Below are 26146 nucleotides of genomic sequence, written 5' to 3' on the forward strand. Positions count from 1 at the left end.
AATCTCAACAAATAATTATTTCTTGTTCGCTTTCCATGCATCGAGTTGTGCTTGCATTTCAGCTTGTACTTTGTCGAGGCCTGCAGCTTTGAATTTCTCAATCGCTTTTGGCACATAGACCTTCGGATCAACCGATCCTGTGAATAGGGAAGGATAGAATTCTTCCTTCACGTTCTGAAGCGCTGCGATTTCAGTCTTCACGCTGTCCGGATTGAAGGAGAAACCAAGCAATGGCGCGTTTTTGGCCGAGTTGTTGAATTCAGCGAATTTCTCCCACTTGTCTTTTGGATCTGTAGGCATTTTATCAAGGATAAAGAAGTTACCAAGCGTAAATGTCGGCATGTCATAACGTTCTGTTTTTGCTGGCAAATATTCAACCGTCTGGTCATCGATACGTTTGTAGTGCTCGCCTTCGATTCCGTTGTTCACGAGGTTACGAAGGTATTTGTCTGTGTTCAGCAAGTTCAAGAATTGCATTGCTTTCTCAGGATATTTGGACGACGCGGAAATCGCATGCATCGAACCAAGAACGGACCAGTTATACACGTAAGCTTCTGTGTAAGGGACCGATACAACTGGATAACCTAAGGATTGGCTCCACAGATTGTCTGCGAACGGCTGTGTATCCGGCATATCAACGAACCATTTGCCCGTCTTCATCTCATCGCCATTCGCTGCCGAAGCCACGTCTTGCTTCAAGTAACCTTTTTGGTAGTACTCATGCATCGTTGTGAAATCTCTCATCGTCTCTGGTTGTTCCAGAATGTTCACGATTTTGAGGTCGCCATTATCATTCAGCGATACGCCAAGCGGCAAGTTCTCGTTGATTAGGTCATAGTACAGACCGAATTTGAAGTTCTTATCACCGGAAAGCGGATACAATCCTTTCTCTCCTTCTTTCACTTTCGCAAGCAGCGGCTCCAGATCTTGCAACGTTTTTACGCTGTTAATGTCCAGCTTGTACTTGTCGACATACTGCTTGTTGAAGCGGAATACTTTCTGCGCCGGCAGCTCTTTGTTCACCGGAATAGCGAACGTCTGTCCATCAATTTTAGCGCCTGCGAGGAAGGATGGGTGAATCGCCTTCTTCATGTCTTGTCCATATTTCTCAATGAGATCATCCATTGGATAGAACAAGCCTTTCTTCGCGTTCGTCACATAATCGAATGCCCAAGAAGATGTAAACGCAATATCATAAGGTTCGCCGGTTGCTGCGATGACGCCCATCTTCTGGTTGTAATCACCGAAGTCGAACATTTTCATTTTGATCGTGACGCCGATTTTCTCTTTCGTATATTCGCTCACTTTCTCCATGACTTTGTTAAGGTCCTTCTGCGGCGCACCAATCGTGTACCAGAGAAGCTCTACCGGCTGCTCAGCTGTACCCTTGTCAGCGCTTTCAACTTGGTCCTTATTCTTACTTCCACACCCAGCCAAGACGATAGATGTCAGCATCAACAGACAAAATGTCGTGAGCAGCAATTTCTTTGCTTTGGTCATGTTGTTTCAATCCCCTTCTGTATGAAATTCAAGCGGTTCAATTGGTAAATCCTGAATACTTCTTAAGATTATACAAAATAATACGCTTACAAAAGTCGACAAACTATAGATTTCGTGTACAAACTAAAGAAAGTCGTATAATTCGATGATTCGGAATCCCTACTCCGTCTCCGGAACGGCATATACAGACGAAATTGTTCAACATTTATTGACATTTCGGAATAGATCCATGATTTCGCACGGAATATTGTTGATTATTCACTTTTATATCATATACTTAGTATATCAACATTAATACGATATTAGGGTGATGAAGTGGAAGCGCATTTATATGAACAAATTTATCACTATATCATTCAAGAGATTAAGGATGGCCGCTTGAATGAAGGAGATCGCGTATCTTCGGAAAAAGATTTGGCTGAACAATTCGGGGTCAGTCGGATCACGTCCAAAAAAGCGTTAGAGAAGCTGGCTGATACCGGGATTATTAAGCGAATCCAAGGCAAGGGCTCCTTTGTCACTGATCAGCTTACCGGGAGGCAGGAACCGAAGCACTATGCTGCAGAGATCAAAGTCGCACACGCCTCGGAGGAGGAAAGACGGCTGATTGGGTTTATCATTCCTAACTTCTCGGATGAATTCGGCTTGAAGCTGCTTCGTGCGATTGAGCGACAGACCGCAGCCTATCAATACGAGCTCATTGTCAAACGCACCTCCGGCGACCGGGAAGAAGAAAAACGTGCCATCCAGCTCTTCGTCAGCCTGGGTGTCAAAGGGCTGCTCATGACACCGATTCACGGCGAACATTATAACCCCGATCTGCTTCGGCTTGTGCTGGACCAATTCCCAATCGTGCTCGTCGACCGCTATTTAAAAGGGATTCCGGTCTGCTCAATCTACACGGACAATCAAAAGGCCGCCACCGACCTCACACTTCACTTGATCAACCAAGGGCATAAAAAAATCGCCTTCTTGTCCCCACCCGAAGAGAACACAACAACGCTAGAGGAACGATTGCTCGGGTATACGCTCGCCTTCACCCAGGAAGGCATGGATTTGAATGAGGATTATATCTTGAAAAATTTCAAGAGCACGCTTCCCGCCGCGGATCACACAGCGAGAGAACATGATGAAGAGAACCTGAAGCGTTTCCTGGCGCAGCACCCTTATGTGAAGGCTTTCGTCGTCTCGGAGTTCCTCGTTGCTACGCTGCTGGCCCAAGTTATCTATGCCCTGGGCTATCCGCTGGATGAATACGAAATTGTATGTTTTGACGCCATGGATGATCATCTTGGGCGCACAATCTTTACCCATATTCAGCAGGACGAACAGCAGATGGGCGAAGTGGCCGTCGATATGCTGATCTCGCAAATCGATGGTACCGACGTTCCAGAGCAACGAATCGTTGCCCACCGCATGATCAAACGAACCCATTGAAAATCGTTCCTACAGCACGCTAATTCCAACGTGTCGAACAAGTCAATTTGACTTTTCGGCATTTTTTTTATGTCGCAATTTCACAATTGACATGTTATATAATGACATAATAATATACTCAGTATAACATTGTATTCATTTACATCATCTGACAGTTTAGCATTCCAAACTTTAGGGGGTTAATGAATGAAAAAAACATGGAAAACAGCAATGCTCACGTTAGTCAATCTTCTCACTGCATCGCTTTTTGTAACCGCTTGCGGGACGAGTACAGGCACAGGGAATGCCGACGAACCAGGCGTTACGACCGTCACATTATGGCACGGCCTGACTTCGATCGATCTGGACAACATGAACAACGTCGTCAAAGTATTCGAGGAGAAAAATCCGACCGTCAAAATCAAATTAGTCTATACCGAGTCCAGCGAAGGATCAGACCAGAAGCTGCTCACAGCTGTCGCCGGCGGCAATCCGCCTGATGCAGCCCTCTTCGACCGTTTCAAAGTTGGAACCTGGGCAGCGCAAGGTTCATTGACCGACTTATCCGACATGGCAGAGAAATCAGGTATCCGCAAGGAGATGTATTACCCGTTCGCTTGGGACGAATCCAGTTATCAAGGCAAGCTGTACGCCATTCCGCTCGATACCGATGCCCGCCTCTTGTTCTACAACAAAGATCACTTTAAAGAAGTGGGACTCGACCCGGAGAACCCGCCGAAGACGATTGCAGAGCTCGAATCCGCGGCTGAGAAATTGACGATCAAGGAAGGCAAACGGTTCAAACGTGTCGGCTTCATCCCATGGTATTCCCAAGGCTGGCTCTATACATGGGGCTGGGTGTTCGGAGGGCAATTCCAGGACGCTGCAACAGGCAAGATCACAGCCAATGATCCGAAAGTCGTCGAAGCCCTTCAGTGGATGACCGATTTCGGGAAGAAATACAATGTCGAGGACATCACGGGGTTCACGAGCGCTGCAGGCACGGAAGAAATGGACCCGTTCATCTCCGGGCAGATCAGCATGAAGGTCACTGGCAACTTCGCGGTGAAGGGCATTAAAAAATTCAATCCGAAGCTGAATTACGGCGTGACGCAGATCCCTTCCCCTTCGGGCAAAGACTTCACGACCTGGTCCGGCGGCGGTTCCATTATCATCCCGAAAGGCGCAAAGAATGCGGAAGTCGCGTGGAAATTCCTCGAGTTCCTCGGCAAAGAGGAAGGTCAGGAGCTCGTAAATAAAGACTCCAACCTCTCTGTTATCGATGCGGTGAACGTGAAGTACGGGTACAAAGATGATCCGATCATGAAAGAATTCATTAACGTGCTGCCGAATTCGCATAACCGTCCCGTGATCCCTGAAGGTCAGCTGCTCTGGAACGAGCTGGCTTCCGCGACGGAAAAATCGACGCACGGCAATGGGACGCCGAAGGAGAATCTGGACCGCGTCACGGAGACTGTCAACAAAGCGCTCGAGAAGTACAACAAATAAATGGACCCATCGGCAGAGGGCACGACCTGGCCCTCTCTCCCCCGATGGACTGGTAAAGGAGAATGTACATGGAGAAACTGGCTGGTGCCGCGCCGGCAGCCGCAGTTCCTGCAACAAGACGCAAACGTTCCTTGCGCCGAATAGGCATCACGGGTTGGCTGTTCGCTTCCCCTTGGATCCTCGGCCTCCTCTGCTTCTATGCCGTCCCCATGTTGTCGTCGATCTATTTCAGCTTCACGACGTACAGCATCCTGCAGCCCGGCGAATTCGTCGGCTTGAGCAATTACGTCGAGTTGTTCAATGACCCGCTATTCTGGAAATCCATCTATAATACGATCTATTTCGCCGTGTTCTTCGTGCCGTTAAGTATCTTCGTCGGCGTATCGCTCGCGATGATGCTGAATATGAAAGTCAAAGGAATGGCCATGTTCCGCACGATCTTCTTCCTGCCCACCTTGGTGCCGCAAGTTGCGTTGTCGGTGCTCTGGATGTGGCTGCTGCATCCGAACTTCGGACTCGTGAACGGGATGCTCGCCAGCATCGGGATCGACGGCCCGCCTTGGCTCGGCGGTGAAGCGTGGTCCAAGCCTTCGCTCATCCTCATGTCGTTATGGGGAATTGGGCAAGCCGTTGTCATTTACCTGGCGGGATTAGGCGACATCTCGGAGGAATACTACGAAGCGGCTGCCATCGACGGCGCCAGCTGGTTCCAGAAGACAAGGGCCGTGACCCTTCCGCTGCTGACGCCCGTCATTTTCTACAATCTCGTGATGGGGACAATTGGCGCATTTCAGCAGTTCACCCTGCCTTATACGCTTACCAAAGGGCAAGGCACGCCATCGAATTCGATGACATTCTATGTCATGTATTTATATGAGAATGGATTCCGCTATTTCAAAATGGGCTACGCTTCCGCGATGGCCTGGATCTTATTCGTGATCGTCATGGCCCTAACGGCGCTGATCTTCGTCACGTCCAAACGTTGGGTTCATTATCAAGGGAAATAAGGAGGAAAAATGGGGATGAATCCTGCCGCTGTCAAAACGATCAACCGTACACTGGCTTATGTATGCCTGATTGCCGCATCCGCGTTCTTTATCATACCGTTCATCTGGCTGCTATCGACCTCGCTGAAGCCGCTAACGCAGATATTCAGCTTTCCGCCCGAATGGATCCCGAAGCCGTTCTTATGGAGCAACTACTCGCGGGCCATCGAATACATTCCGTTCTGGACGTTCCTTAGGAATACGGCCGTCATTACCATCTTCAGCACGCTCGGCGTGATCGTGTCTTGTCCGATCGTAGCCTACAGCTTCGCCAAGCTTGAATGGCGCGGCCGAGGCACGCTCTTCTTCATTACACTTGCGGTCATGATGATTCCGAGCCAAGTCACGCTCATCCCGCTGTTCTTGCTGTTTACGAAATTAGGATGGGTTGGAACACCGCTCCCGCTCATTATTCCACAGTTCTTCGGGGTGCCGATCTATATCTTCCTGATGCGCCAATTCTTCCTCGGGCTGCCGGATGCGCTGCGCGAAGCGGCCAGGTTGGACGGTGCTAGTGAATTCCGCATTTATCTGCAGATCATGTTTCCGCTGGCCAAATCCGCCGTCCTCTCAGTCGCGCTATTCCAATTCATGGCGAGTTGGACGGATTTCATGGGTCCCCTGCTCTATCTGACCAACGAAATATCGTATACCGTCTCGCTGGGCTTGCAGCAATTCCAGAGCCAGAAAGGCTCCGAGTGGGGCATGCTTATGGCGGTCTCCACGCTCATGACGCTGCCGATCATCGTCCTGTTCTTCTTCCTTCAGAAGACATTCATTCGTGGCATTACGTTTAGCGGGATCAAAGGTTAACATCATAAATCTTCGTCAGGCATTGGCTGCTACAGCGCAATGCCTTTATTCTTGCGATACATCGTCGGTGACATGTTCATCCGGGCCTGGAATACACGCGCGAAGGTGGAATATGACTTAAAGCCCGCTTCATACGCGACATCTGTAATTTTGAGCGTCGTGCTGACGAGCAGGTTGCAGGCATGGGCGATACGGATACGCTCGAGAATAGCGTAATAGTTCTCTCCGGCCAACTGCTTGAAGGAGGCGCTGATGTACGAGACGCTGTAGTTGAATTTCTTCGCTAACATCTCGAGCGTAATATCTTCTTTGAAATGAAGATATACGTACGAGATGATCTCCCGCATTCCCTTGGAGAGGGCAACCTCTTGCAGATTGGCCTGACTCGGCGAAATGTACCGCTGACGATATCGGTTGAACAACACGAAGACTTGAACGAGCTTCGCGATGAACATGACGCGGTTCCATGTCTGCTCCGCTTGGTATTCTGCGTACATTTGATCGAATAACAGCCTGACCTCGGCAGCCGTCTCGTCATCGAGCCGGTAGGTCGTGCTCGCGTCGAACTCGGCGCCCCGCAGCAGACGATGCAGATCGAACAGCGTATCGCCGCCGAAGAAAGCCTTTAAGCCGATTGCACCAACATACAGGTACAGCTCTTCGCCCGGATCGATCTCGATTTCGTGGACTTGATGCGGGAATAGGAGCGAGAACGTGCCTGGTACCAGCTCTTTGCTGACGCCATCGATGATCTCCACGCCTCGTCCTTGAATCACGTAAGTGAATTCGACGAACTGGTGGACATGCGGTGGGATGTGCGTATCAAGATGGTGAATTTTTAAGGTAAAAGGGAAATCGCCATGAACTTCATCGTCGCCTTGCAAATAGTACGGAAACATATGAAATGCCTCTTTCTGAGCAGAATAGGAATGATCAACTCACCCTATTTTAGCATGAATAGTGATAGATATTCTAAAATATTGATAGGCGGTCAACCGGGTTGATTCACTACAATGAGTATATATCTTGATAGATATCATCCAAGGAGTGATCTAATGAAATACATTGACTATGTGAATCCCCTGCAAGGGACCGATTCCATCTACCCATATTCGAACGGCAACACGCTGCCGCTTACCTCATTGCCCTTCGCGATGAACGCTTGGGCGCTTCAGACCTCCGAAGCTGGCGGCGGCTGGTGGTTCAGCCCGAACCATAACCGCACAGAAGGCTTCCGCTTGACGCACCAACCAAGTCCATGGATTGGCGACTACGGTCATATGACCTTCATCCCGCAGACAGGCCCTCTGAAGACTTCGGGCCACGACCGTTCGTCTTCCTTCCGCAAGAAGGACTTCATCGTGCGTCCAGACTACATGAAGATTCATCTGCTGCGCTATCAGACGACGATGGAGCTTGCGCCGACAACACGTTGTGCGAGCATTCGCTTAACGTATAAACGCCGTGATGAAGCCCGGTTCATTCTAGCGCCATTCCCAGGCGAGTCTGCGATGAAGATCGACTCGACGAGCAACACGTTGACAGGCTATACAACTGCCAAAGCAGGCGGTACGCCGGAGAACTACCGGATGTATTTCGCGATCCGCTTCAACTGTGCGATCAACGGGGAACACAGCGGATTATTCGATGCGCAGCATAACACCAACTCGGATCTTAGCGGTACGGGCGAACGTCTAGGCGCATACGTAAGCTTCGAGCTTCCGTCAGACGGCATCGTCGAAGCAAGCTTCAGCACATCCTTTATCAGCCAGGAGCAAGCCTTCACGAACCTCGATCGCGAGATTGGCACGCAGTCATTCGAAGCTATCCGCCAAGCGGCAACAGCGATTTGGGAGAAGCAGCTCGGCGTCATTGAGGTCGAGAGTGACGATGAAGACAAGTTGAAGACCTTCTACACGAGCCTATATCGGACATCCCTGTTCCCGCATGCGATTCACGAATATACCGCAGACGGCGAGCAGGTTCACTTCAGCCCGTACAACGGCAAGATTGAGCAGGGTCCGCTCTATGCCGACATCGGCTTCTGGGACACCTACCGGACATCCTTCCCTCTATATAACTTGCTGTATCCATCCTTCGTGAATGAGATGATGCAAGGCTGGGTCAATGCTTACAAAGAAACTGGCTGGATGCCGAAGTGGGCGTCACCGGGCGAACGCAGCATGATGCCAGGTACGCTAATCGACGTCTCCTTCGCCGATGCGATCGTCAAAGGCAATACCGGATTCGATGTCGAGACCGCATTCGAAGGGCTTCACAAGCATGCAACAACCGTATCGAAGGACCATCGTTATGGACGCAAAGGCATGGGCGAATATTTGAAATTCGAATATATGCCTGCCGATATTCACACGCACGAGAGCGTATGCAATACACTGGACTACGTCTACGGCGACTTCTGTATCGCGCAAATCGCCAAGCATCTGGGACGTGAGGAAGAGTACACACAGCTCATGAAACGTGCTGAACAGTACAGGCATCTCTACGATCCAACTGTCGGCTTCATGCGCGGCAAGCTGCAGGATGGCAGCTGGCTTGAACCATTCGACCCAACCATGTGGGGCGGACCGTATACCGAAGGCGGCGCTTATCAGAGCAGCTGGGCGGTGCAGCATGACCTGCTAGGGCTCGCGGATTGCATGGGCGGACGCGAAGCAGCCAAAGAACGTCTGGATGCGCTGTTCGCGGCAGAACCAGAATTCAAGATCGGTTCCTACGGGTTCGAGATCCACGAGATGTCGGAAATGGCGAACGTCGACTTCGGACAATTCGCGATCAGCAACCAGCCGAGCTTCCACTTCCCGTACATTTATACCGCACTCGGCTATCCTGCGCTAACGCAGCACTGGGTTCGCCGGACGATGGATGAATTATTCAGTTCCCGCCCTGACGGCTTGCCAGGCGATGAAGATAACGGCAGTCTATGCGCGTGGTATGTATTCGGCGCAATGGGCTTCTATCCACTCAGCCCAGGGGTTCCTGAATATGTGCTAGGTACACCTTACTTCAAGAAGATGACTGTTCATCTGGAGAGCGGCAAAGAAATCGTAATCGAAGCTGCGAACAATACGGCGGACCACAAATATGTATCGGGTGTTCAACTGAACGGCGAATCCGTCTCGAAGCTCTATCTTACGCATGAAGAGCTCGCGAATGGCGGCGTAATCGCCTTCGAGATGAGCAACCAAGCACCTGCGGAAGTTAGCGATCTAGATAAGCTTCCTTATGCCATGTCGAAAAAATAAGAATATCACTGTCCTGGAATAGGACGATGATGCTGAATAAGCCCTGCGTACCCATTTGTCATGGTACGAGGGCTTATTTCGATTCAAGCGGCTGATGACGCTGCGTGTACCATCTCCGAATGCTGCTGACGATGACGAGCATCAAAGGCTGCCCCACCCCCATCAGCACAGCCAGAATAGGCCACACACGCAAGTCAAACGACTCGCGGAAGAACAGGTTCGGATAAATGACCAAAGATAACGGAAGAATGATGGATACCAATGGATAGGTAAGCATCCCCGCATGTTTGATTCGCAAGAGCTGTGCAAGCCCGATCATCCCGGCATAGAAATACATCATCAGCTTGAAATAGACTGCGATGAGCCAAATGGCGGCCATCAGCACCTCAATGCGAGTGATGACACGTCCCACATTAATATGCTTCGCCAGCGTATAGCTGGGGAACAACTGCCTGGCGATCAATTCGGGATCGAGCACCAGTACGCTCGCCATAATGATGCCGAACAGAATCAAGCCACCGATGATGTTACCCATCCACAGACCTAACCGATTCGATGATCCGTCCGAACGTTTCATTGAAGCCGGATACAGCATTAAGACGAATACGACGGGACACGTAGAATAACACACATTGAATACCGCGCCCTGCACCAAAGTCCTGCCTCCCGTATCGATAATCGGGAGGATCCGTTCGATCTCCATGCTGGGCGTCGAGAATAAGATAAGCACCACGAAGAAGAGGATGAACAACGGGAACAGCACTTCTGCCGTATAGCTGAACGTTCGAAGGCCCAGCCTCCCTCCCATCGCAATGACGACGCTCAGCAGCAGATTAATCGCATACGGCGGTGTCCCTACAAGAATTTCTCGGGTGAGAAAATCACTCGCATAATACATCAAGCCGGTCACGCCAATCAGCAATGCATTGAGGACATAGGCCCAAGAGAAGATCGAGCCAAGCCACGGGCCAAGCAGCTTCTGGTTCATCTGAATGAAGTTCAGATTCGGATAGCGTCTGCCGAGCATGCTGTACAGATACATGATCCCAAAGCTAAAGAGCAGCCCCATCAGCGAAGCAATCCATGCATCATGCCCAGCAATGGCGGTCAGCGGGCTAGGAACGACCAGAATGGCGCTGCCTACCGTAAAGAACACCATAAGGATCATCAATTGTCGATCGTTAATGCTGTTCGCTCGATGATCGCGACTCATCACTTCTCTCCTTTCCACTCCACTTGTGAACCCAAGATACGATCCACAGCAGCAAGGGCACGATTAAGCCTATGATCGCAATGAAAACAGGCCATACCCGCATATCCAGTATCATTAACTTATGGGATGTTGCCGTTGTTGCATACGATAGAGGGATCATGAGGGACAAGATCGGATACGTTAATATTTTCGGATTTCTAATACGCAGTAATTGAGCGATTTCCTGCATGCCTACATAGACATACAGTACCAGCTTGTAGAACAATGCAATCAACCAGATGGCAGCCATGAACACTTCAATGCGAGTTAAGAAATGCCCCACCGATATTTTACGAGCAAGGAAGTAGCTGGGATAGTTCTTTCGTGCCGTAACATCCGGACCCAAGACGAGCAGACAAGTTGCAATCAATAGAATGAGAAGAAGACTCCCCAGGATGCAGCCTGTCACATATGCTCGATACCCCTTAGGAGATTCTATGGCCGACGGGAATAATATCAGCAGGAATATGCGCGGCAGCGCGGAGAAGCTTAAATAAATAAACGTGCTCCGCAAAATCGAACTCATGTCGGATTCGAAGATCGGCAGAATATACTCCAGTTCCATATTCGGAATCGAAAGGCCAACCATGATGACATAAATAAAGATCACGATGGGGAACAGCACCTCCGTCGAATAGGCAATGGTCCGTAATCCGTGCCTCAACGCCATCGCTACGATCAATATGAACAGCAGCTGAACAACCGACTTAGGCGTCCCTACCAGCACCGATGTGGCGATGAACTCACCTAGGAAGCTGAGGAGCAGCACGGCACCTCCGCCTAGCGCCGTAATGACATAGACCCAAGATACGATGGAGCCGGCCCACTTGCCAAGCAGCTTCCGATTAAGTTCAACCCAAGTTAGATTCGTACAGTTTCTTACTGCCGCAAGATGTACCATGTTAATCAGGTAGCCTAGAAATAAACCTAACAGAGCAGATATCCAAGCATCCTGTCTTGACAGCATCGCAATCCCCGATGGGATGACGAGTGTACCGCTTCCCACGGTGAAGAAGGTTACCATGATCATCCATTGGTACGGTTGAAGCTTCACTCTTGTCTCCATAAGCGTCCTTCCATTCAAGTTGCTGGGCCAAATATGATATCGCTAAGCGGACGGAACATCCATTCCAATACGGTATACGGGTTCGGATAATTGATTTTGAGCACCGTCATGACGCTTAAACCCACGCCAACGCCCAATACGATGCCGTAAATCCACGCTTCCCGCCTCATGTTCCTGCGCAGCAAGGGCAGAATCTCCAGGATTCCCAAACCGGATCCCGCCGCTACGATCAAGATTGCAGTCAGCCACCTCATACACCGTCACTCCTTTTTCATGTCCCAAATAAATGTATTGTTTTCTGTCTCGGTGCCTTTAATCTTCAGTGTCGTCTTGACCTCAACGCCAACCGTCGGAAAGATGGTTACCCAATCCTTCTTCACGCGATTCCAATAGTGCTGCTGCTGACGGTGGAAGACTTGACCAAAGCCGAATATATCGGATTTATATTTTTTCTGCACATTCCGCACACTGTCCAGGAGTAACTCATTCACACCCCGCTCGGCTTCGTCTTCGATCTTCTGAATCTCCGACACGCGCAGCAGATTAATCCCGCACTGCACTTCACCAATGGTGCCCTCCAGATCCAGATGAATGGTGATATGCGGCTTACCTTGAATGAGCTTCGCCCGCATCTTCACGCGGTTATAATCCGTCTTGATGGAGACAACACCGTCGCCTTCCGGTCCGCACTTCACTTGGCCAAGGGAATGCTTCACGCGTTTGCGGAGATAGTTGGCGGCTCGGCTCTCATCCTCATTGAGCCATCCGATCAGCTTGTCGCCCTGGAATACGCCGAGCCCTGAATATTTCAGGGACTGTGCGGCAAGATTCGCTTCATTCGCAAGTCCTGCCTTCAACGGCAAATTCGGAGATACTTCAATGCCTGGAAGAACAGCATTGTACGAGCCATGGCTCGTCAGATTCGAGACCAGCTCATCGAGGTGAATTCCCTCCGCAGGAGACCATTGCTTCCCAGAGTTCTCCAGGGAATTGTACAACTTATTCGCAGGAATCCGCTCCAGCTGCGTTGGATATTGCAGAATATCGCTTGCCTCATCATTCTTCGCCACAATGACATAGAAATCAGGCCGCAGATCATTGTCGCGCATGAAGAAATCGAGCACATTCGAGATGCCCTCCCTAGCCAGCTCTTCCCCAATGACCATGATGCGCAAATGTGCCATGTACAGATAGCGCGGAACCCGTGTCGTCAGCCTGCGCAGACATTCGAGAATCGACCTCCCCTCTTCCCGGTAAATACCAACAGCGGAACCGGTACTTCCTTTCTGCGCCATCGCTTCCGGATTAATGACTTCGACGGATAAGGTGTATCGATTGCCTCTCTTATCGAGACCAATCCCCATCGTTAGCGATAATTCATTCAGTTCCCTGCGGCTCCAACACCCCGTCATGGAACTGCATAACAGCAGCAGACACAATACCAGAGCGACCCGCCGGATCATCCACCTTCACCTCCATTTCCTTCTGGATTAGGCTTCAGCTTCGACTCTACGAACCATGGGCGATCCATCACCTGCTGACGTTTCTTATTCCGCAGCGGGAATAGATTCGCTCGTGTCAGCATGGCCCACCATGGTACACGGACGAACGTATCTCGCTGATCCCCAGCGTTGAATGGCGCGATCGGGGACATGTACGGGATGTTGAAGGAACTTAAGTGACAGAGGTGAAGCACCAGACCAATAAAACCGACCAACATGCCGAAGATCCCGAAAGTCGCGGCTAACGCCATAAAAATGAAGCGAATCAACCGGATCGAATAGCTGAACTCGATGCTCGGGGAGATAAAGCCGCTAATGGCGGTAATCGCCACGATAATGACCATCGCCGGCGAGATAATGCCCGCATCGACCGCCGCTTGTCCTAGGACGAGCGCGCCCACGATAGAAATCGCCGATCCGATGGCTCTCGGCATGCGGATTCCCGCTTCACGCAGCAGTTCGAAGGTTAGCTCCATCATTGTCGCTTCGACAAAGGCCGGAAACGGAACGCCTTCACGTTGCGCGGCAATGCTGATCAGCAGCACCGTCGGGATCATTTCCTGATGATAGGTCGTTAACGCGATATAGAATGCCGGAGCCAGCAGCGAGATGAATACAGCGACGAAGCGCAGCATCCGCACGAAGCCGAAGTCCGTGCTATGATAATAATCTTCAGGTGACTGCAGGAACTGGGTGAACAGCGCCGGGACGAGCAGCACGAACGGTGTACCGTCGACCAGAATTGCGATCCGGCCTTCCAGCAGCGCAGCTGCCACGATATCTGGACGCTCCGTATTGTTCACCATCGGGAATACCGTCCAAGTCGTATCCTGAATGAACTCTTCAATATAGTTACCTTCCAGCACACCGTCGATATCGATCTGGTCTATCCGATGACGAACCTCATCGACGATCTCTTCCGGCGCTAACCCCTTTATGAACATAATAGCAACGTCGGTCTTCGTCATCCGGCCGATTTCTTTCGTCTCGAGCCATAGGTTCGGATTCTTCACCCGACGGCGAATGAGTGCCGTATTCGTCCGAATCACTTCGGTGAAGGCGTCCTGCGGTCCCCGAATAACCGACTGGGACACCGGCTCACTGACATTCCGATGTTCCCAGCCTATCGTACTGACCGACAGCGCATGTTGATATCCGTCAATCATGACCACCGTGTTCCCGGACAGCATTTGAGAGATCATTTTCGACCAATCCGACTCCGTGCTAACCCCACCAACGGTAATGGCAAAAGAATTCCGCAGCTCTTCCACACTTGCTCCTTCGAAGCGGATATTGATCGCTACCCGTTGGTTCACATGGTCAACGATCGAATCTAGCAGCTGATGAACTGCGAGTGAATCGACAAGACCGTCCAAATATACGATGGCGACAAGGACATCATGATTCGGTCCAAGCCCCATTTCGCGGATGACCAAATCGGTGCTGCTGCCGAATGTACGCTTCATCCGTTCGACGTTCTGCGATAAGGATGATGTAATCAGATCTTCGGTTTGCGATTTCGACTGTTCGTTATCCGTTGGTTCTTGCTGATCGCTCATCTGCACCATTCTCCTCCAACGCTTCATGTCGCTTTTGTCATAGCTTGTTAGGTTATTTTGTTCCATCATTTCCAGTCTTATACTTTCATACTTTTCAACAGATTTCATGATATACAGCAAGAAGCCCTGGTGCTCAAGGCTCCAGGGCTTCTTAGGATTGGATTTTCGCTCAGGTTAGCAAATGTATTTAACAACCATTTCATGCGCTCGCGGTTGCTGCACAGGACGAATAACATATTAATGGTCGGTTTTGGTAAATAAAAACGCTTGCATAAACACAAATTAAGGGTATACTTGTATACAAGTATACTTGATAGTAAAAAGAAGGTGAAATTATGACGGATTCTAAGGAATTTATCTATCCCGAAAAATGGCTTTCAAAAGCTTCGACGGGCGATCGTGTTGCAAGCGAACTTCGGATGCGCATTATTTCAGGTAAGATCGAAAGCGGTACCATTTTGTCCGAAAATAAATTGGCCGCCGACTTCTCCGTAAGCCGATCTCCTGTTCGCGATGCCTTAAAAGTACTGGCTTCTGAAAATATTATTCGCTTGGAAAGAATGGGTGCCGTTGTCATTGGCTTAACCGAAAAAGAAATCAAAGAAATATATGATGTCCGATTACTCATAGAAACGTTTGTCTTTGAGCGGCTCGCGAACCTGGATACGAATGAGTTGGTCAAAGAATTGAATAAAATTATGGAAATGATGAAAATCGCCATTAAATATGAAGACGCGGATGAGTTTTCTTATCAAGATGTTTTATTCCATGAGACGATTATCCGTTCTATTCACCATTCCTACGTCCTCATGATTTGGCATAATTTAAAGCCTGTCATGGAAAGCTTCATTCTATTATCGATGCGTACACGCTTTAAGGAAAAGTACGAAGACTTGGCGCGGATTATCAATAATCATGAACTTTATATCCAAGCCATCGAAGCCAAAGATCGGGCGCTCATGATTAAGTCCCTACATCAGAACTTTGATGATGTCCAAGGAAAAGTCGATGACCTCTGGATGTCGCAGCAAATGTTATCTAAAGGAGTAGAACCAGACCATGAGTAGCTATATGTTAGGCGTAGATATCGGCACAACAAGTACCAAAGCGGTATTATTCACCGATCAAGGCGAAGTCATTCAAACGGAGAATATCGGTTATCCGCTTCACACACCGGATATCTCCACAGCGGAACAAGATCCGGAACAGATTTTTCAAGCCGTATTGCAAACGATTTCAAATATTACAACACATCAACCCGATAAACAACCGTCGTTTATTTCATTTAGCAGCGCCATGCACAGCGTCATTGCCATGGATGAGAATGATCATCCGCTGACACCATGCATCACCTGGGCGGATAACCGCAGTGAAGCATGGGCGCATTACATTAAAAATAAACGGAATGGCCATGAAGTGTATAGACGGACAGGAACGCCCATTCACCCCATGTCGCCGTTAAGCAAAATCACATGGATCGTGAATGACCGTCCTGAGATTGCTGCGAAAGCCACAAAGTATATCGGAATCAAAGAATATATCTTCAAAAAATTGTTCGATCAGTATGTCGTCGATCATTCCCTCGCTTCATCGATGGGGATGATGAATCTGAATTCACTGGAATGGGATGCGGAAGCTCTAGAGATCGCTGGCATAACCGCTGCTCAATTATCTAAGCTCGTACCAACCACCCAAATCTATCGCGGCTGCAATCCAGCTCTAGCTCAACAGATGGGGATCGATCCACAAACCCCCTTTGTCATTGGGGCGAGTGACGGCGTGCTCTCTAATCTAGGCGTAAATGCCATCGGAAAAGGCGAGATTGCAGTCACCATTGGGACAAGCGGGGCCATTCGCACCGTCATCGACAAGCCGCAAACGGATAAAAAAGGAAGAATATTCTGTTATGCATTAACGGATAAGCATTGGGTTATTGGCGGACCGGTCAACAATGGAGGGATGGTCCTTCGCTGGATTCGCGATGAACTTGCCTCCTCCGAAGTTGAGACGGCAAAAAGACTAGGAATTGATCCCTACGATGTATTAACGAAAATCGCTGAACGTGTGAGACCAGGGGCAGACGGATTGCTGTTCCACCCCTATCTCGCAGGAGAACGTGCCCCACTATGGAATCCGAACGTACGCGGCTCCTTCTTCGGCTTAACCTTATCACATAAAAAAGAGCATATGATTCGGGCTGCCTTAGAAGGCGTTATTTATAATCTATATACCGTGTTCCTTGCATTAACAGAATGCATGGACGGTCCTGTGACTCGGATTCAAGCAACGGGAGGCTTCGCAAGATCTGATGTGTGGCGGCAAATGATGTCCGATATTTTCGAATCTGAAGTCGTAGTTCCCAAAAGTTATGAAAGCTCTTGTCTAGGGGCATGTATATTAGGACTCTATGCCACAGGGAAAATCGACTCTTTTGATATCGTTAATAAAATGATTGGCAGTACCTACAAACACACACCAAAAGAAGCAGCAGCAAAAGAGTATAGACAATTACTGCCGATTTTTATCAGCCTATCCAGAGTATTAGAAGACGATTACACGCGAATCACCAATTATCAAAGAAACTTAATCAAAGACAACTAAGAATAAACAATAAGGGGATATAACGATGCCATTAGTCATTGTAGCAATTGGGATTCTAGCATTACTTGGATTAATCATGGTCTTGAAATTAAATACCTTCATTTCTTTAATCATTGTATCGTTCGGAGTCGCTCTAGCCCTTGGCATGCCGATGGGAGATATCGTTAAGACCATTGAAGCGGGCTTAGGTGGAACACTGGGCCATTTAGCACTCATATTCGGTCTTGGGGCCATGTTAGGCAAGCTGCTCTCCGATTCCGGGGGCGCACAGCGTATTGCTATGACGCTTGTGAACAAATTCGGTGAGAAGAACATTCAGTGGGCTGTCGTGACTGCCTCGTTTATTATCGGTGTTGCCTTATTTTTTGAAGTTGGATTAGTATTATTAATCCCAATTATATTCGCCATTTCAAGAGAATTGAAGGTTTCGATCTTGTATCTCGGGATTCCAATGGCCGCAGCTTTATCCGTAACGCACGGATTTTTACCTCCTCATCCGGGACCGACCGCGATTGCTGGTGAACTTGGCGCAAACCTTGGCCACGTACTGCTGTATGGCTTTATTATTGCCATCCCAACGGTCATTTTGGCCGGACCTGTATTTACGAAGATTTCCAAAAAGCTCATGCCGAACGCATTCACAAAAACCGGGAATATTAGCTCGTTAGGCGAACAGAAAGAATTTAAACTTGAGGACACACCTGGTTTTGGCATCAGTGTATTTACCGCTCTACTGCCTGTTATCTTAATGTCAATCGCTACGATCATTACTTTGCTGCAAAAAACAATAGGATTTAACGATAACGGATTACTCGCAGCGATCCGGTTCATCGGGGATGCGGATGTGGCCATGCTGATTTCGTTATTAGTGGCCATTTATACGATGGGATTGGCAAGAAAGATTCCAATCAAAACCGTCATGGAGTCATGTACAACAGCGATTTCTCATATCGGTATGATGCTCTTAATCATCGGTGGAGGCGGAGCCTTCAAACAAGTGTTGATTAATGGCGGCGTTGGCGACTATGTAGCCCAAATCTTCCAAGGTACTTCCTTATCGCCGATTTTGTTGGCTTGGATCATCGCTGCCATCTTACGTATTTCCTTAGGTTCTGCTACGGTTGCTGCGTTAACAACGACCGGTTTAGTACTTCCAATGTTAGGGGCATCTGACGTTAATCTAGCTCTCGTCGTCCTTGCAACCGGAGCTGGCAGTCTCATTGCTTCACACGTAAACGATGCCGGTTTCTGGATGTTCAAAGAATATTTCGGGTTAAGCATGAAAGAGACATTTGCGACATGGACTTTGCTTGAGACAATTATTTCCGTATCCGGACTAGGATTTATTTTATTGCTAAGCTTATTTGTATAACTCTCTCCAGGCAGTAGAAATTCAGCTTCGGCCAAGTTTCTACTGCCCATTATTTTAAGAAATAAGGTGCAAACATATGTTGAACACAATTGGCGTCATTGGTTTGGGAGTCATGGGCAGTAATATCGCTTTGAACATGGCGAGTAAAGGGGAATACGTTGCTGTCTATAACTACACAAGAGATTTAACCGATAAACTGGTCGAAAAAATGGATGCTTTAACGATCAATCCCTATTACGAAATACAAGATTTTGTACAATCCCTAGAAAAGCCAAGAAAAATCTTTCTTATGGTGACGGCTGGCAAGCCAATCGATTCCATCATTGCTTCATTATTACCTTTTCTCGAGTCCGGCGACATCATTATGGACGGCGGCAATTCCCATTATCAAGATACGGAACGCAGATACGATGAATTACGCCCCAAGGGAATCGGTTATTTGGGGATCGGCATATCCGGTGGAGAAGTTGGTGCTCTTCTAGGGCCTTCGATTATGCCAGGCGGGGATCGAGACGTATACGATAAAGTCGCGCCCATTCTTACAAAAATAGCGGCTCAAGTGAATGGCGATCCTTGCTGCGTTTATATCGGTCCGAGAGGAGCAGGACATTTTGTAAAAATGGTCCACAATGGGATCGAATACGCGGATATGCAGTTAATCGCTGAAGCTTACGCCTTTTTAAGAGAAAGGTTAGGGCTGTCGGTGAGTGAAGTCGCTGATATTTTCGAAACATGGAATCAAGGGGAACTCAAAAGCTATTTAATCGAAATTACAGCAGAAATTCTAAGAAAACAGGATGCCTTAACGGGCTTGCCGCTAATCGATGTGATTCTGGATAAAGCAGGTCAAAAAGGCACGGGCAAATGGACGAGTATCCAAGCGATTGATAATGGGATCCCGACTTCTATTATTACAGAATCTTTGTATGCACGGTATATCTCATCATTAAAAGAAGAACGTGTGATTGCGGAGAGTATCTTAGCAAGTCCTAACATGGATCAGATGCATTTAGATAAAACCTTGTGGATTAACTACGTTAAACAAGCATTATATATGGGTAAAGTTTGTGCGTACGCGCAAGGGTTTACGCAATACAAAATGACTTCTGAACTTTACGGGTGGGATTTGCCTTTGAAGGATATTGCGCTCATTTTCCGCGGCGGATGCATCATTCGTGCAGAATTTTTAAATGTTATCAGTGAAGCTTATGAGGCACAAACAGATCTTGCCAATTTATTAATTTCGCCATACTTCGCCGAGAAGGTAACGGCATACCAAGAAGCATTGCGTGAAATCGTCTGCGAGGGGATGCGTTCCGGCGTTGCGCTGCCATGTTTAAGCGCATCACTAACTTATTTCGATAGTTATCGAACCGGCATGTCGAATGCGAACCTTCTGCAAGCGCAGCGTGATTATTTCGGTGCTCATACGTATGAACGAAACGATCAGCCAGGCGTCTATCACACAGACTGGCAATGATTCTCTCATTGCAGCCAAAAAATGCGGCCTCCGTCCTTTGGAATTTAGGACGAAGGCCGCTTTTTCTTGTCTTCTTATTCGTTAACCAAGCGTTTTCTGAACTTCGGTTGTCGCCTCCTGCACAATAACCGATCCGTCTTCGAGGCGCATCCATGTCTTGAATTCGCGACTGCCTTCCTCAAGCTGGATCACGCGCGCACCTTTCAAGAACCCTTCCCGGCTGTAGCTGTTATATCCTGTCTTACGGCCGTAGCAGAGCTGAATCCGGTGCAATGTGCTAATATAATCATTCGTATGATCATGGCCGACGAAGGTGCCCATGACATCCCCCATCTCTACCATCGCAGCGAACAATCCGGTATTGATTCGAGGGCAGCAGACCTGTTCGAACCGATCACCCACCGTGTCGCCTTGCTCCCATGCCGTAACGTATTCTTGCAGCGGAATGTGGAAGAATGCAAGGGCTGGTAGTGGCGTACCCCCGTTCTTTGCGGTATAGGCCCGGGATTCCTGCTCATACCAAGCAATCTGGCTCCGATCGATCCAGCCGTATCCATCGACATGAGCGACGGTCGATACGCTCCCGGAATCCAAATGGTAGAGCAGCGCTGCAGGAGTACCTTGCGCATTCAAGACTTCCAGACAATAATTGCCGACGCCGGCGATCGATGCAGGACCTGGAACAGCGAGGCAGTTCGGATTCTTCATGGCATGCGCCATCAGTTGTTCCCGTGTAATGTTGACTTCGGTATCATGATTCCCGAACACGACTGTCCATGGCACTTGACGCTCTTCGACGACTTGGACAGCCATCTGGAACGATTCTAGCTGGTGATCTCCACAGTGGTGCGCTTCAATGACATCGCCTGTAAAGACGACCAGATCTGGCTGCTCCGCATCGACGATTTGGCCGATCAACGCACAGGTCTGCTCATCCTTTGCGTCACGCCGCTGAATATGAATGTCTGTAAATTGAACGATTTTGAATGTACGATCCTCACGAAATTGTAATGTTGTCATTTCCCCATATCTCCTCTGTCCTCATATTGTGATCATGCGTCTAAGCGCTTGTCCATTCCACCAAAAGACTTGTGAGCCGTATTAGATCGTTCAAAAAGTCGGCATTTCAGCTTTTTGAACAACCTCTATTAGAGGGAATCTCCTACGGTCTCAAGTCCATATATACCTTCCATCCCTGCAAGAGTCACAACCACCTCCTCATATCGATTCTCGCGCTTAAGCTTCAGATGAAGTCTGACGATCAGTACACCCTCGTGCTCCGCTGCTTCCCCTTCTTCTTTCTCTACGACCAGCTTATTCATCTGAATTCCCCGATCACTCAAGTAATCCACAACTTGATTCAGACTCGACGAGCCGCGAGCCATTTTCAAGACCAATTGCCTTGTCGCCTTGGCCCGCGAGAAACGCTTCTCCATCTTATTCAAGAAGAACAAGCTGACGACGACGAGCAGCGTTAGAATCCCTGCTCCGTAATAGAACCCCGCGCCAGCTGACAACCCGATTGCTGCCACCACCCATAGCGAAGCTGCTGTTGTAAGTCCCGAGATCGTCAGCCCCGTCCGTAATATTGTCCCTGCACCAAGAAATCCGATCCCGCTGATGACTTGGGCAGCCAGTCGTGCGGGATCGAGACGAACATTCGGATCGACCGAGAATGCTGCGAAGCCATACATCGACAATAATGCGATTGCAGCAGAACCGAGACAGACTAGAATATGCGTTCGAAAACCCGCCGAATGGCCGCCAAGCTCCCGTTCCAATCCGATCAAGCCGCCAAGTAATAAGGCCAGCAATAATCGTATGGTCATCTCTAGATTGCTAATGTGCCAAATCATTGGATCATATGTTGTGTTCACCCGGCATCTCCCTCTTAACCATCATCATGCTAACGCATTCAACACACGGCAATCCTCCGCAGGCATGAAAAGCTCTACATTCGCACCTTCCCCAAATCGCCGCGTGTCATGATCATGCAGTCGATCCACAATCACTTGCATGGCCTGCACACGAATAAAATACCGCATCACATTGCCAAGAATCATACTTCGTTCAACCTTTCCTTCACCAAGCCGTATCCATGATCCGTCGAAGGGAATGTCTTCTTCCTTCGGTGCAGACATGATACGAATCGATTCTGGACGCACTGCATACAGCTCCCCGGATGGCATCCGCTCGAGCAGATCCTTCCTGAGCTCCTCCTTGCGCCATACGTTATAGCTGCCAATGAACTTCGCGACGAACTCCGTCGCCGGCGCCGTATAGATCTCAGCTGGACTGCCCTGCTGCTCCATCACGCCGTTATTCATAACGACGATGCGATCTGAGATGGTCAGCGCCTCTTCTTGGTCATGCGTCACGAAGATCGTCGTCATCTTCAGCTTGCGCTGGATATCGCGAATTTGGTGCCTCAGATGCCTGCGGATCTTGGCATCGAGCGCGCTCAGCGGCTCATCCAGCAGCAGCACCTTCGGTCGTTTCACAAGTGCGCGAGCGAGGGCAACCCGCTGCTGCTGACCGCCGGATAATTGCGCGGGGTATTGATTTTCTTTGCCGCGCAAATCGATTAATTCAATCATCTCTTCCACGAGAGGGGTATAGTCACGCTTCGTCATCTTCTCCATTTTGAGCCCAAAGGCAATGTTCTCGAAGACGGACATATTCGGAAATAACGCATACGATTGGAATACCATCCCGACCTGTCGCTCCTTTGGCGATAACGGGGTAATATTGCGTCCGCCCACCATGATCGCGCCCGAGTCGATCGGGATCAGACCCGCAATGGCGCGGAGCAGCGTACTTTTACCGCAGCCGGAAGGACCCAGCATCGTGAGGAACTCGCCCTCCTCAATCGTAAAATCAATATCCTTCAGTACGATCTGCCCTTCATACGTCTTACGCACCGCTTCAATATGAATATAGCTCATTGATCCTCTCCCCCCGGTTTCGGATGTGCGAGATAACCTTTTGGCTTCCGCTTGCCCAGCTTGAGCACGATGCCTGAGATCAAGAAAATAAACAAGAAATACGTCACGACAACCGCACTCGCCGAAGGACCGGACACCTTCATCGCGTTATACAAATATTGCTGAACGGTCTCGAACTCGCCGCCGACGAGCATCCGCCCCATGACGAACTCCCCGAATACCATCGAGAAGGATAAGAGGCAGGCAACGAGCGTCCCCGACCATATATTTGGAAGAATAATCCGCAGGAACGCATTCATCCTCCCTGATCCTAGCACTTCTGCCGCCTCCATCAAATCCTTCGCATGAATCGTCCGCAGGCTGCTTCGCACGCTCTGATAGATGAACGGCTGAATGAGAATAAAATAGACCGCGATCAGAATCCATATCGTACCGGTTAACGGGACCGGACCGCCGGAATAGAGCTTGATCAGTCCAATCGCTGCCACAACGGGCGGAAAAGCAAACGGCAGCAGCACGGAAATCTGAAGCAGTTTCTCCCACTTCGGAAAATACACGGCAAGGACGAAAATCACCGGCACCATTACCGCAAGACCTAAGGTAACGGTCAGCACGCCAACGAGCAGCGTTCGCAATACAGCGAACAGAAATCTCGGATCGCTGAAGATCTGCCCATACCACGACAGCGTATAACTCGTCGGCAAAATGCTAGATTGCCAATCCTTCGCAATAGAGAAGAGAAACGTCGCCACGATCGGCAGAAATAGATAGAGTAAAAGTACAGCAATGATGATCGTAGGTCCTGCTTCCTTCCTGCGAACCGCCGGCTTCGAAGAGTCTCTCATAAGCCTCTCCTCCTCGAATACCGTGTCATCCACTCATTGAGGAACATCGCGAGCAGCATGATGATCGCGAGAATAACCGCCAGCGCACTGCCGAGCTGAAAGTTCGGGAAGATATCACCCGATACAAGAGCAGCGATTCGAATCGACAGCAGATTGAAATTACTGCCGGTCAAGGCATACGCCGTCGCATACGCGCCTAACGCATTCGCAATCAGAATACTGAATGTCCCTAGAATGCTAGGAAGCATCATCGGGATCCCGATGTGCCGCCAGAACCGCCATGCGGATGCGCCGAGCAGCGCCGACGCTTCCTTCCACTCCTCGCGAATGCCGTGGAAGATCGGATAGACGAGCAGAATCGCGAGCGGGATTTGGTAGTAGATGTATAGCAAGAGAAGCCCGTTCTCAGTATAGAGATCGAACTTCGAGAGTGATTCCAATCCCAGCTTCTGAAATAGCAGGGTAAATGCCCCGTTATTGCCAAGCATGATCATATAAGCGAAGGCAAGCGGCACCCCGACGAAGTTCGTTATCATGTTGGATACCATGAGCATCCGATCGCGAAACCCTTCAGAGAGTCGGGTAATAGCATACCCGCACACCAAAGCAATGATGATCCCGACAACGCTCGAGATGAGCGCCACCTTCAAGCTATTCCATATCGCCTGCAAATAGATATCGCTCGTGAAGGTTCTTATGTATTGGCCAAGGGAGAACCCTTGGCCGCTATCATCTTGGAAACTCATCACGAGCATGCCGGCAATCGGCAGCAATTCGAACGCGGCAATCCAAATCAATAACGGAAGACAGACGAGCAGCATTATTTTATTTTGGATTGGACCTGTTCTAGCCATAATTGCGGCAGCTCCTTAATCGATTTCTCCCAAGCCTTGAAATCGCTGATCGGTTTGGCGTTCGCATATTCATCGCTGCTAATCAATTTGGAGGCGACGTCATCCGGCAGCTTCACGCTGGAACGGATCGGACGCGCATAGCCTTTGGCTAGATTAATCTGACCTTCATCGCTAAAAATATATGCCCGCGCCAGCATCGCCGCATTCGGATTTTTCGCATTTTTATTAATGACGGAGGCATAACCGCTCGTGACGCTGCCCTCTTTTGGAATATGAATCTCAAATTTGCTCGGGTCGATCTGGTCTCGATACCCCAAAGAGTTGAAATCCCATAACGTAACCACTTGGATCTCGCCCTTCTGAATGTTCGGCACGGTTGCATCCACCTTGGAGATACGATCCTTCGATGCCAGATCCGCAAAGTAATCGAGCCCTGGCTTCAAGTTGGTCACATCTCCGCCGAACGCCATCGCTGCGGCGAGCACGACATGCTGTGCTTGCGCTGCTTTGCCCACATCACCGAGCGCAACCTTGTAATTGCCTTCCTTCAGATCGGCCCAGCTCGTCGGGCATTTATCGACCAATGTCTTGTTGCAGAGGAAGGAGATGGTCCCGGTATACCCCACCATCCAGTCTCCGTCATCATCCTTCGCCCATGCCGGGACTTCATCCCAGAATTCCGTTTTGTATTTGAGCGTCAGTCCTTTTTCTTCCGCGACCGGACCAAAGGCAATGCCAACGTCGCCAATATCGGGTGGATTTCCTTTCTCCGTCTCGAATTTGGCTAACTCTTCCGCGCTGGACATGTCGGTATCCGTGTGCTCAATTTTGTATTTGCTGAGCAAGTCGTCCCATGTCCCTTTCCAGTTCGCCCAAGAGTCCGGCATCCCTACGCTGGCTAACTTCCCTTCCTTCTGCGCGAGCGGTACCAGCTCTTGCAGCGTTAGCGTCTTGCCTTCGTTTCCGTTCGAACCCGAATCATCCCCCGTCTTCGTACCTGATGAACAAGCTGCGAGTAAAGTCATGCTCGTTAGCGCCGCTGCAAGTGCAAGAATACTGAAGAACCTGATGCCTCTCCAAGACTTCATACGTCCACCTCTCCCCATATCGCTAGGATTAC

At 49.4% G+C, this 26146-nt stretch carries 22 protein-coding genes; 9 read left to right on the top strand and 13 right to left on the bottom strand.

What is annotated here, in order from left to right; all coding sequences use genetic code 11:
- Positions 1–15: 15 nt before the first annotated feature.
- Positions 16–1500, bottom strand: a complete 1485-nt coding sequence (locus GCU39_RS20790; protein ID WP_152395270.1) for an ABC transporter substrate-binding protein — start codon at positions 1498–1500, stop codon at positions 16–18.
- Between the two features lie 315 nt (positions 1501–1815).
- Here GCU39_RS20790 and GCU39_RS20795 point away from each other — a divergent pair, with 315 nt between their 5' ends.
- The 4 genes from GCU39_RS20795 to GCU39_RS20810 all read left to right on the top strand — a co-directional run bounded on the left by GCU39_RS20795 (position 1816) and on the right by GCU39_RS20810 (position 6284).
- Positions 1816–2937: a GntR family transcriptional regulator gene (locus GCU39_RS20795; RefSeq protein ID WP_152395271.1), complete on the top strand. Its 1122-nt coding sequence runs from the start codon at positions 1816–1818 to the stop codon at positions 2935–2937.
- 186 nt (positions 2938–3123) lie between these two features.
- Positions 3124–4425, top strand: coding sequence for an ABC transporter substrate-binding protein (locus GCU39_RS20800; protein ID WP_227793285.1), 1302 nt, complete (start codon positions 3124–3126; stop codon positions 4423–4425).
- Positions 4426–4493: 68 nt separating this feature from the next.
- Positions 4494–5432, top strand: a complete 939-nt coding sequence (locus GCU39_RS20805) for a carbohydrate ABC transporter permease (protein ID WP_152395272.1) — start codon at positions 4494–4496, stop codon at positions 5430–5432.
- Positions 5433–5447: 15 nt separating this feature from the next.
- On the top strand, positions 5448–6284 hold the full coding sequence (locus GCU39_RS20810; RefSeq protein ID WP_152395273.1) for a carbohydrate ABC transporter permease: 837 nt from the start codon (positions 5448–5450) through the stop codon (positions 6282–6284).
- Between the two features lie 29 nt (positions 6285–6313).
- Here the strand turns inward: GCU39_RS20810 and GCU39_RS20815 are convergent, their stop codons facing one another.
- The gene (locus GCU39_RS20815) at positions 6314–7183 is read right to left on the bottom strand and encodes an AraC family transcriptional regulator (RefSeq protein WP_152395274.1); all 870 of its coding nucleotides are present in this window, start codon (positions 7181–7183) and stop codon (positions 6314–6316) included.
- A gap of 156 nt (positions 7184–7339) precedes the next feature.
- Here GCU39_RS20815 and GCU39_RS20820 point away from each other — a divergent pair, with 156 nt between their 5' ends.
- Positions 7340–9550: a GH92 family glycosyl hydrolase gene (locus tag GCU39_RS20820; protein ID WP_152395275.1), complete on the top strand. Its 2211-nt coding sequence runs from the start codon at positions 7340–7342 to the stop codon at positions 9548–9550.
- A 73-nt stretch (positions 9551–9623) separates the two neighbouring features.
- On the opposite strand, the gene GCU39_RS20825 is transcribed toward GCU39_RS20820, so the two are convergent.
- The 5 genes from GCU39_RS20825 to GCU39_RS20845 are packed head-to-tail and all read right to left on the bottom strand — an operon-like array spanning position 9624 to position 14929.
- Complete coding sequence (locus tag GCU39_RS20825; protein WP_152395276.1) at positions 9624–10763, bottom strand: GerAB/ArcD/ProY family transporter; 1140 nt, start codon at positions 10761–10763, stop codon at positions 9624–9626.
- Positions 10732–11868 (bottom strand): GerAB/ArcD/ProY family transporter, encoded by a 1137-nt coding sequence (locus GCU39_RS20830; protein WP_152395277.1) that lies wholly within the window; start codon positions 11866–11868, stop codon positions 10732–10734. The genes GCU39_RS20825 and GCU39_RS20830 overlap by 32 nt, the downstream gene beginning before the upstream one ends.
- Before the next feature lie 14 nt (positions 11869–11882).
- Positions 11883–12122: a hypothetical protein gene (locus tag GCU39_RS20835; protein WP_152395278.1), complete on the bottom strand. Its 240-nt coding sequence runs from the start codon at positions 12120–12122 to the stop codon at positions 11883–11885.
- 6 nt (positions 12123–12128) lie between these two features.
- On the bottom strand, positions 12129–13331 hold the full coding sequence (locus tag GCU39_RS20840; protein ID WP_152395279.1) for a Ger(x)C family spore germination protein: 1203 nt from the start codon (positions 13329–13331) through the stop codon (positions 12129–12131).
- Positions 13328–14929 carry a spore germination protein gene (locus tag GCU39_RS20845; RefSeq protein ID WP_227793286.1) on the bottom strand — a complete coding sequence of 534 codons (1602 nt, stop codon included), beginning with the start codon at positions 14927–14929 and terminating at the stop codon, positions 13328–13330. Before GCU39_RS20845 ends, GCU39_RS20840 begins: the two co-directional genes overlap by 4 nt.
- Positions 14930–15264: 335 nt before the next feature.
- Here GCU39_RS20845 and GCU39_RS20850 point away from each other — a divergent pair, with 335 nt between their 5' ends.
- The 4 genes from GCU39_RS20850 (at position 15265) to gnd (ending at position 20382) form a co-directional block, all read left to right on the top strand.
- Positions 15265–15996, top strand: coding sequence for a GntR family transcriptional regulator (locus GCU39_RS20850; RefSeq protein WP_152395280.1), 732 nt, complete (start codon positions 15265–15267; stop codon positions 15994–15996).
- Entirely contained in the window at positions 15989–17530 is a 1542-nt protein-coding gene (gene gntK, locus GCU39_RS20855) for a gluconokinase (protein ID WP_152395281.1), read from the top strand. Before GCU39_RS20850 ends, gntK begins: the two co-directional genes overlap by 8 nt.
- 25 nt (positions 17531–17555) lie before the next feature.
- Positions 17556–18902, top strand: coding sequence for a GntP family permease (locus GCU39_RS20860; protein ID WP_152395282.1), 1347 nt, complete (start codon positions 17556–17558; stop codon positions 18900–18902).
- Positions 18903–18978: 76 nt separating this feature from the next.
- Positions 18979–20382 carry a decarboxylating NADP(+)-dependent phosphogluconate dehydrogenase gene (gene gnd / locus GCU39_RS20865; protein ID WP_152395283.1) on the top strand — a complete coding sequence of 468 codons (1404 nt, stop codon included), beginning with the start codon at positions 18979–18981 and terminating at the stop codon, positions 20380–20382.
- An 81-nt stretch (positions 20383–20463) separates the two neighbouring features.
- On the opposite strand, the gene GCU39_RS20870 is transcribed toward gnd, so the two are convergent.
- From GCU39_RS20870 to GCU39_RS20895, 6 genes are all read right to left on the bottom strand, one after another.
- Complete coding sequence (locus GCU39_RS20870; protein ID WP_152395284.1) at positions 20464–21402, bottom strand: metallophosphoesterase family protein; 939 nt, start codon at positions 21400–21402, stop codon at positions 20464–20466.
- A 128-nt stretch (positions 21403–21530) separates the two neighbouring features.
- Positions 21531–22259: an MgtC/SapB family protein gene (locus GCU39_RS20875; RefSeq protein ID WP_152395285.1), complete on the bottom strand. Its 729-nt coding sequence runs from the start codon at positions 22257–22259 to the stop codon at positions 21531–21533.
- Positions 22260–22283: 24 nt separating this feature from the next.
- Positions 22284–23327: an ABC transporter ATP-binding protein gene (locus GCU39_RS20880; RefSeq protein ID WP_152395286.1), complete on the bottom strand. Its 1044-nt coding sequence runs from the start codon at positions 23325–23327 to the stop codon at positions 22284–22286.
- A complete protein-coding gene (locus GCU39_RS20885; protein WP_152395287.1) occupies positions 23324–24172 on the bottom strand; it encodes an ABC transporter permease in 849 nt (282 codons plus the stop codon). The genes GCU39_RS20880 and GCU39_RS20885 overlap by 4 nt, the downstream gene beginning before the upstream one ends.
- Complete coding sequence (locus GCU39_RS20890; protein ID WP_227793287.1) at positions 24169–25026, bottom strand: ABC transporter permease; 858 nt, start codon at positions 25024–25026, stop codon at positions 24169–24171. The genes GCU39_RS20885 and GCU39_RS20890 overlap by 4 nt, the downstream gene beginning before the upstream one ends.
- Positions 24993–26114, bottom strand: a complete 1122-nt coding sequence (locus GCU39_RS20895) for an ABC transporter substrate-binding protein (RefSeq protein WP_152395288.1) — start codon at positions 26112–26114, stop codon at positions 24993–24995. Before GCU39_RS20895 ends, GCU39_RS20890 begins: the two co-directional genes overlap by 34 nt.
- Positions 26115–26146: the final 32 nt, after the last annotated feature.

The sequence above is a fragment of the Paenibacillus guangzhouensis genome (assembly GCF_009363075.1).
GTDB lineage: Bacteria > Bacillota > Bacilli > Paenibacillales > Paenibacillaceae > Paenibacillus_K > Paenibacillus_K guangzhouensis.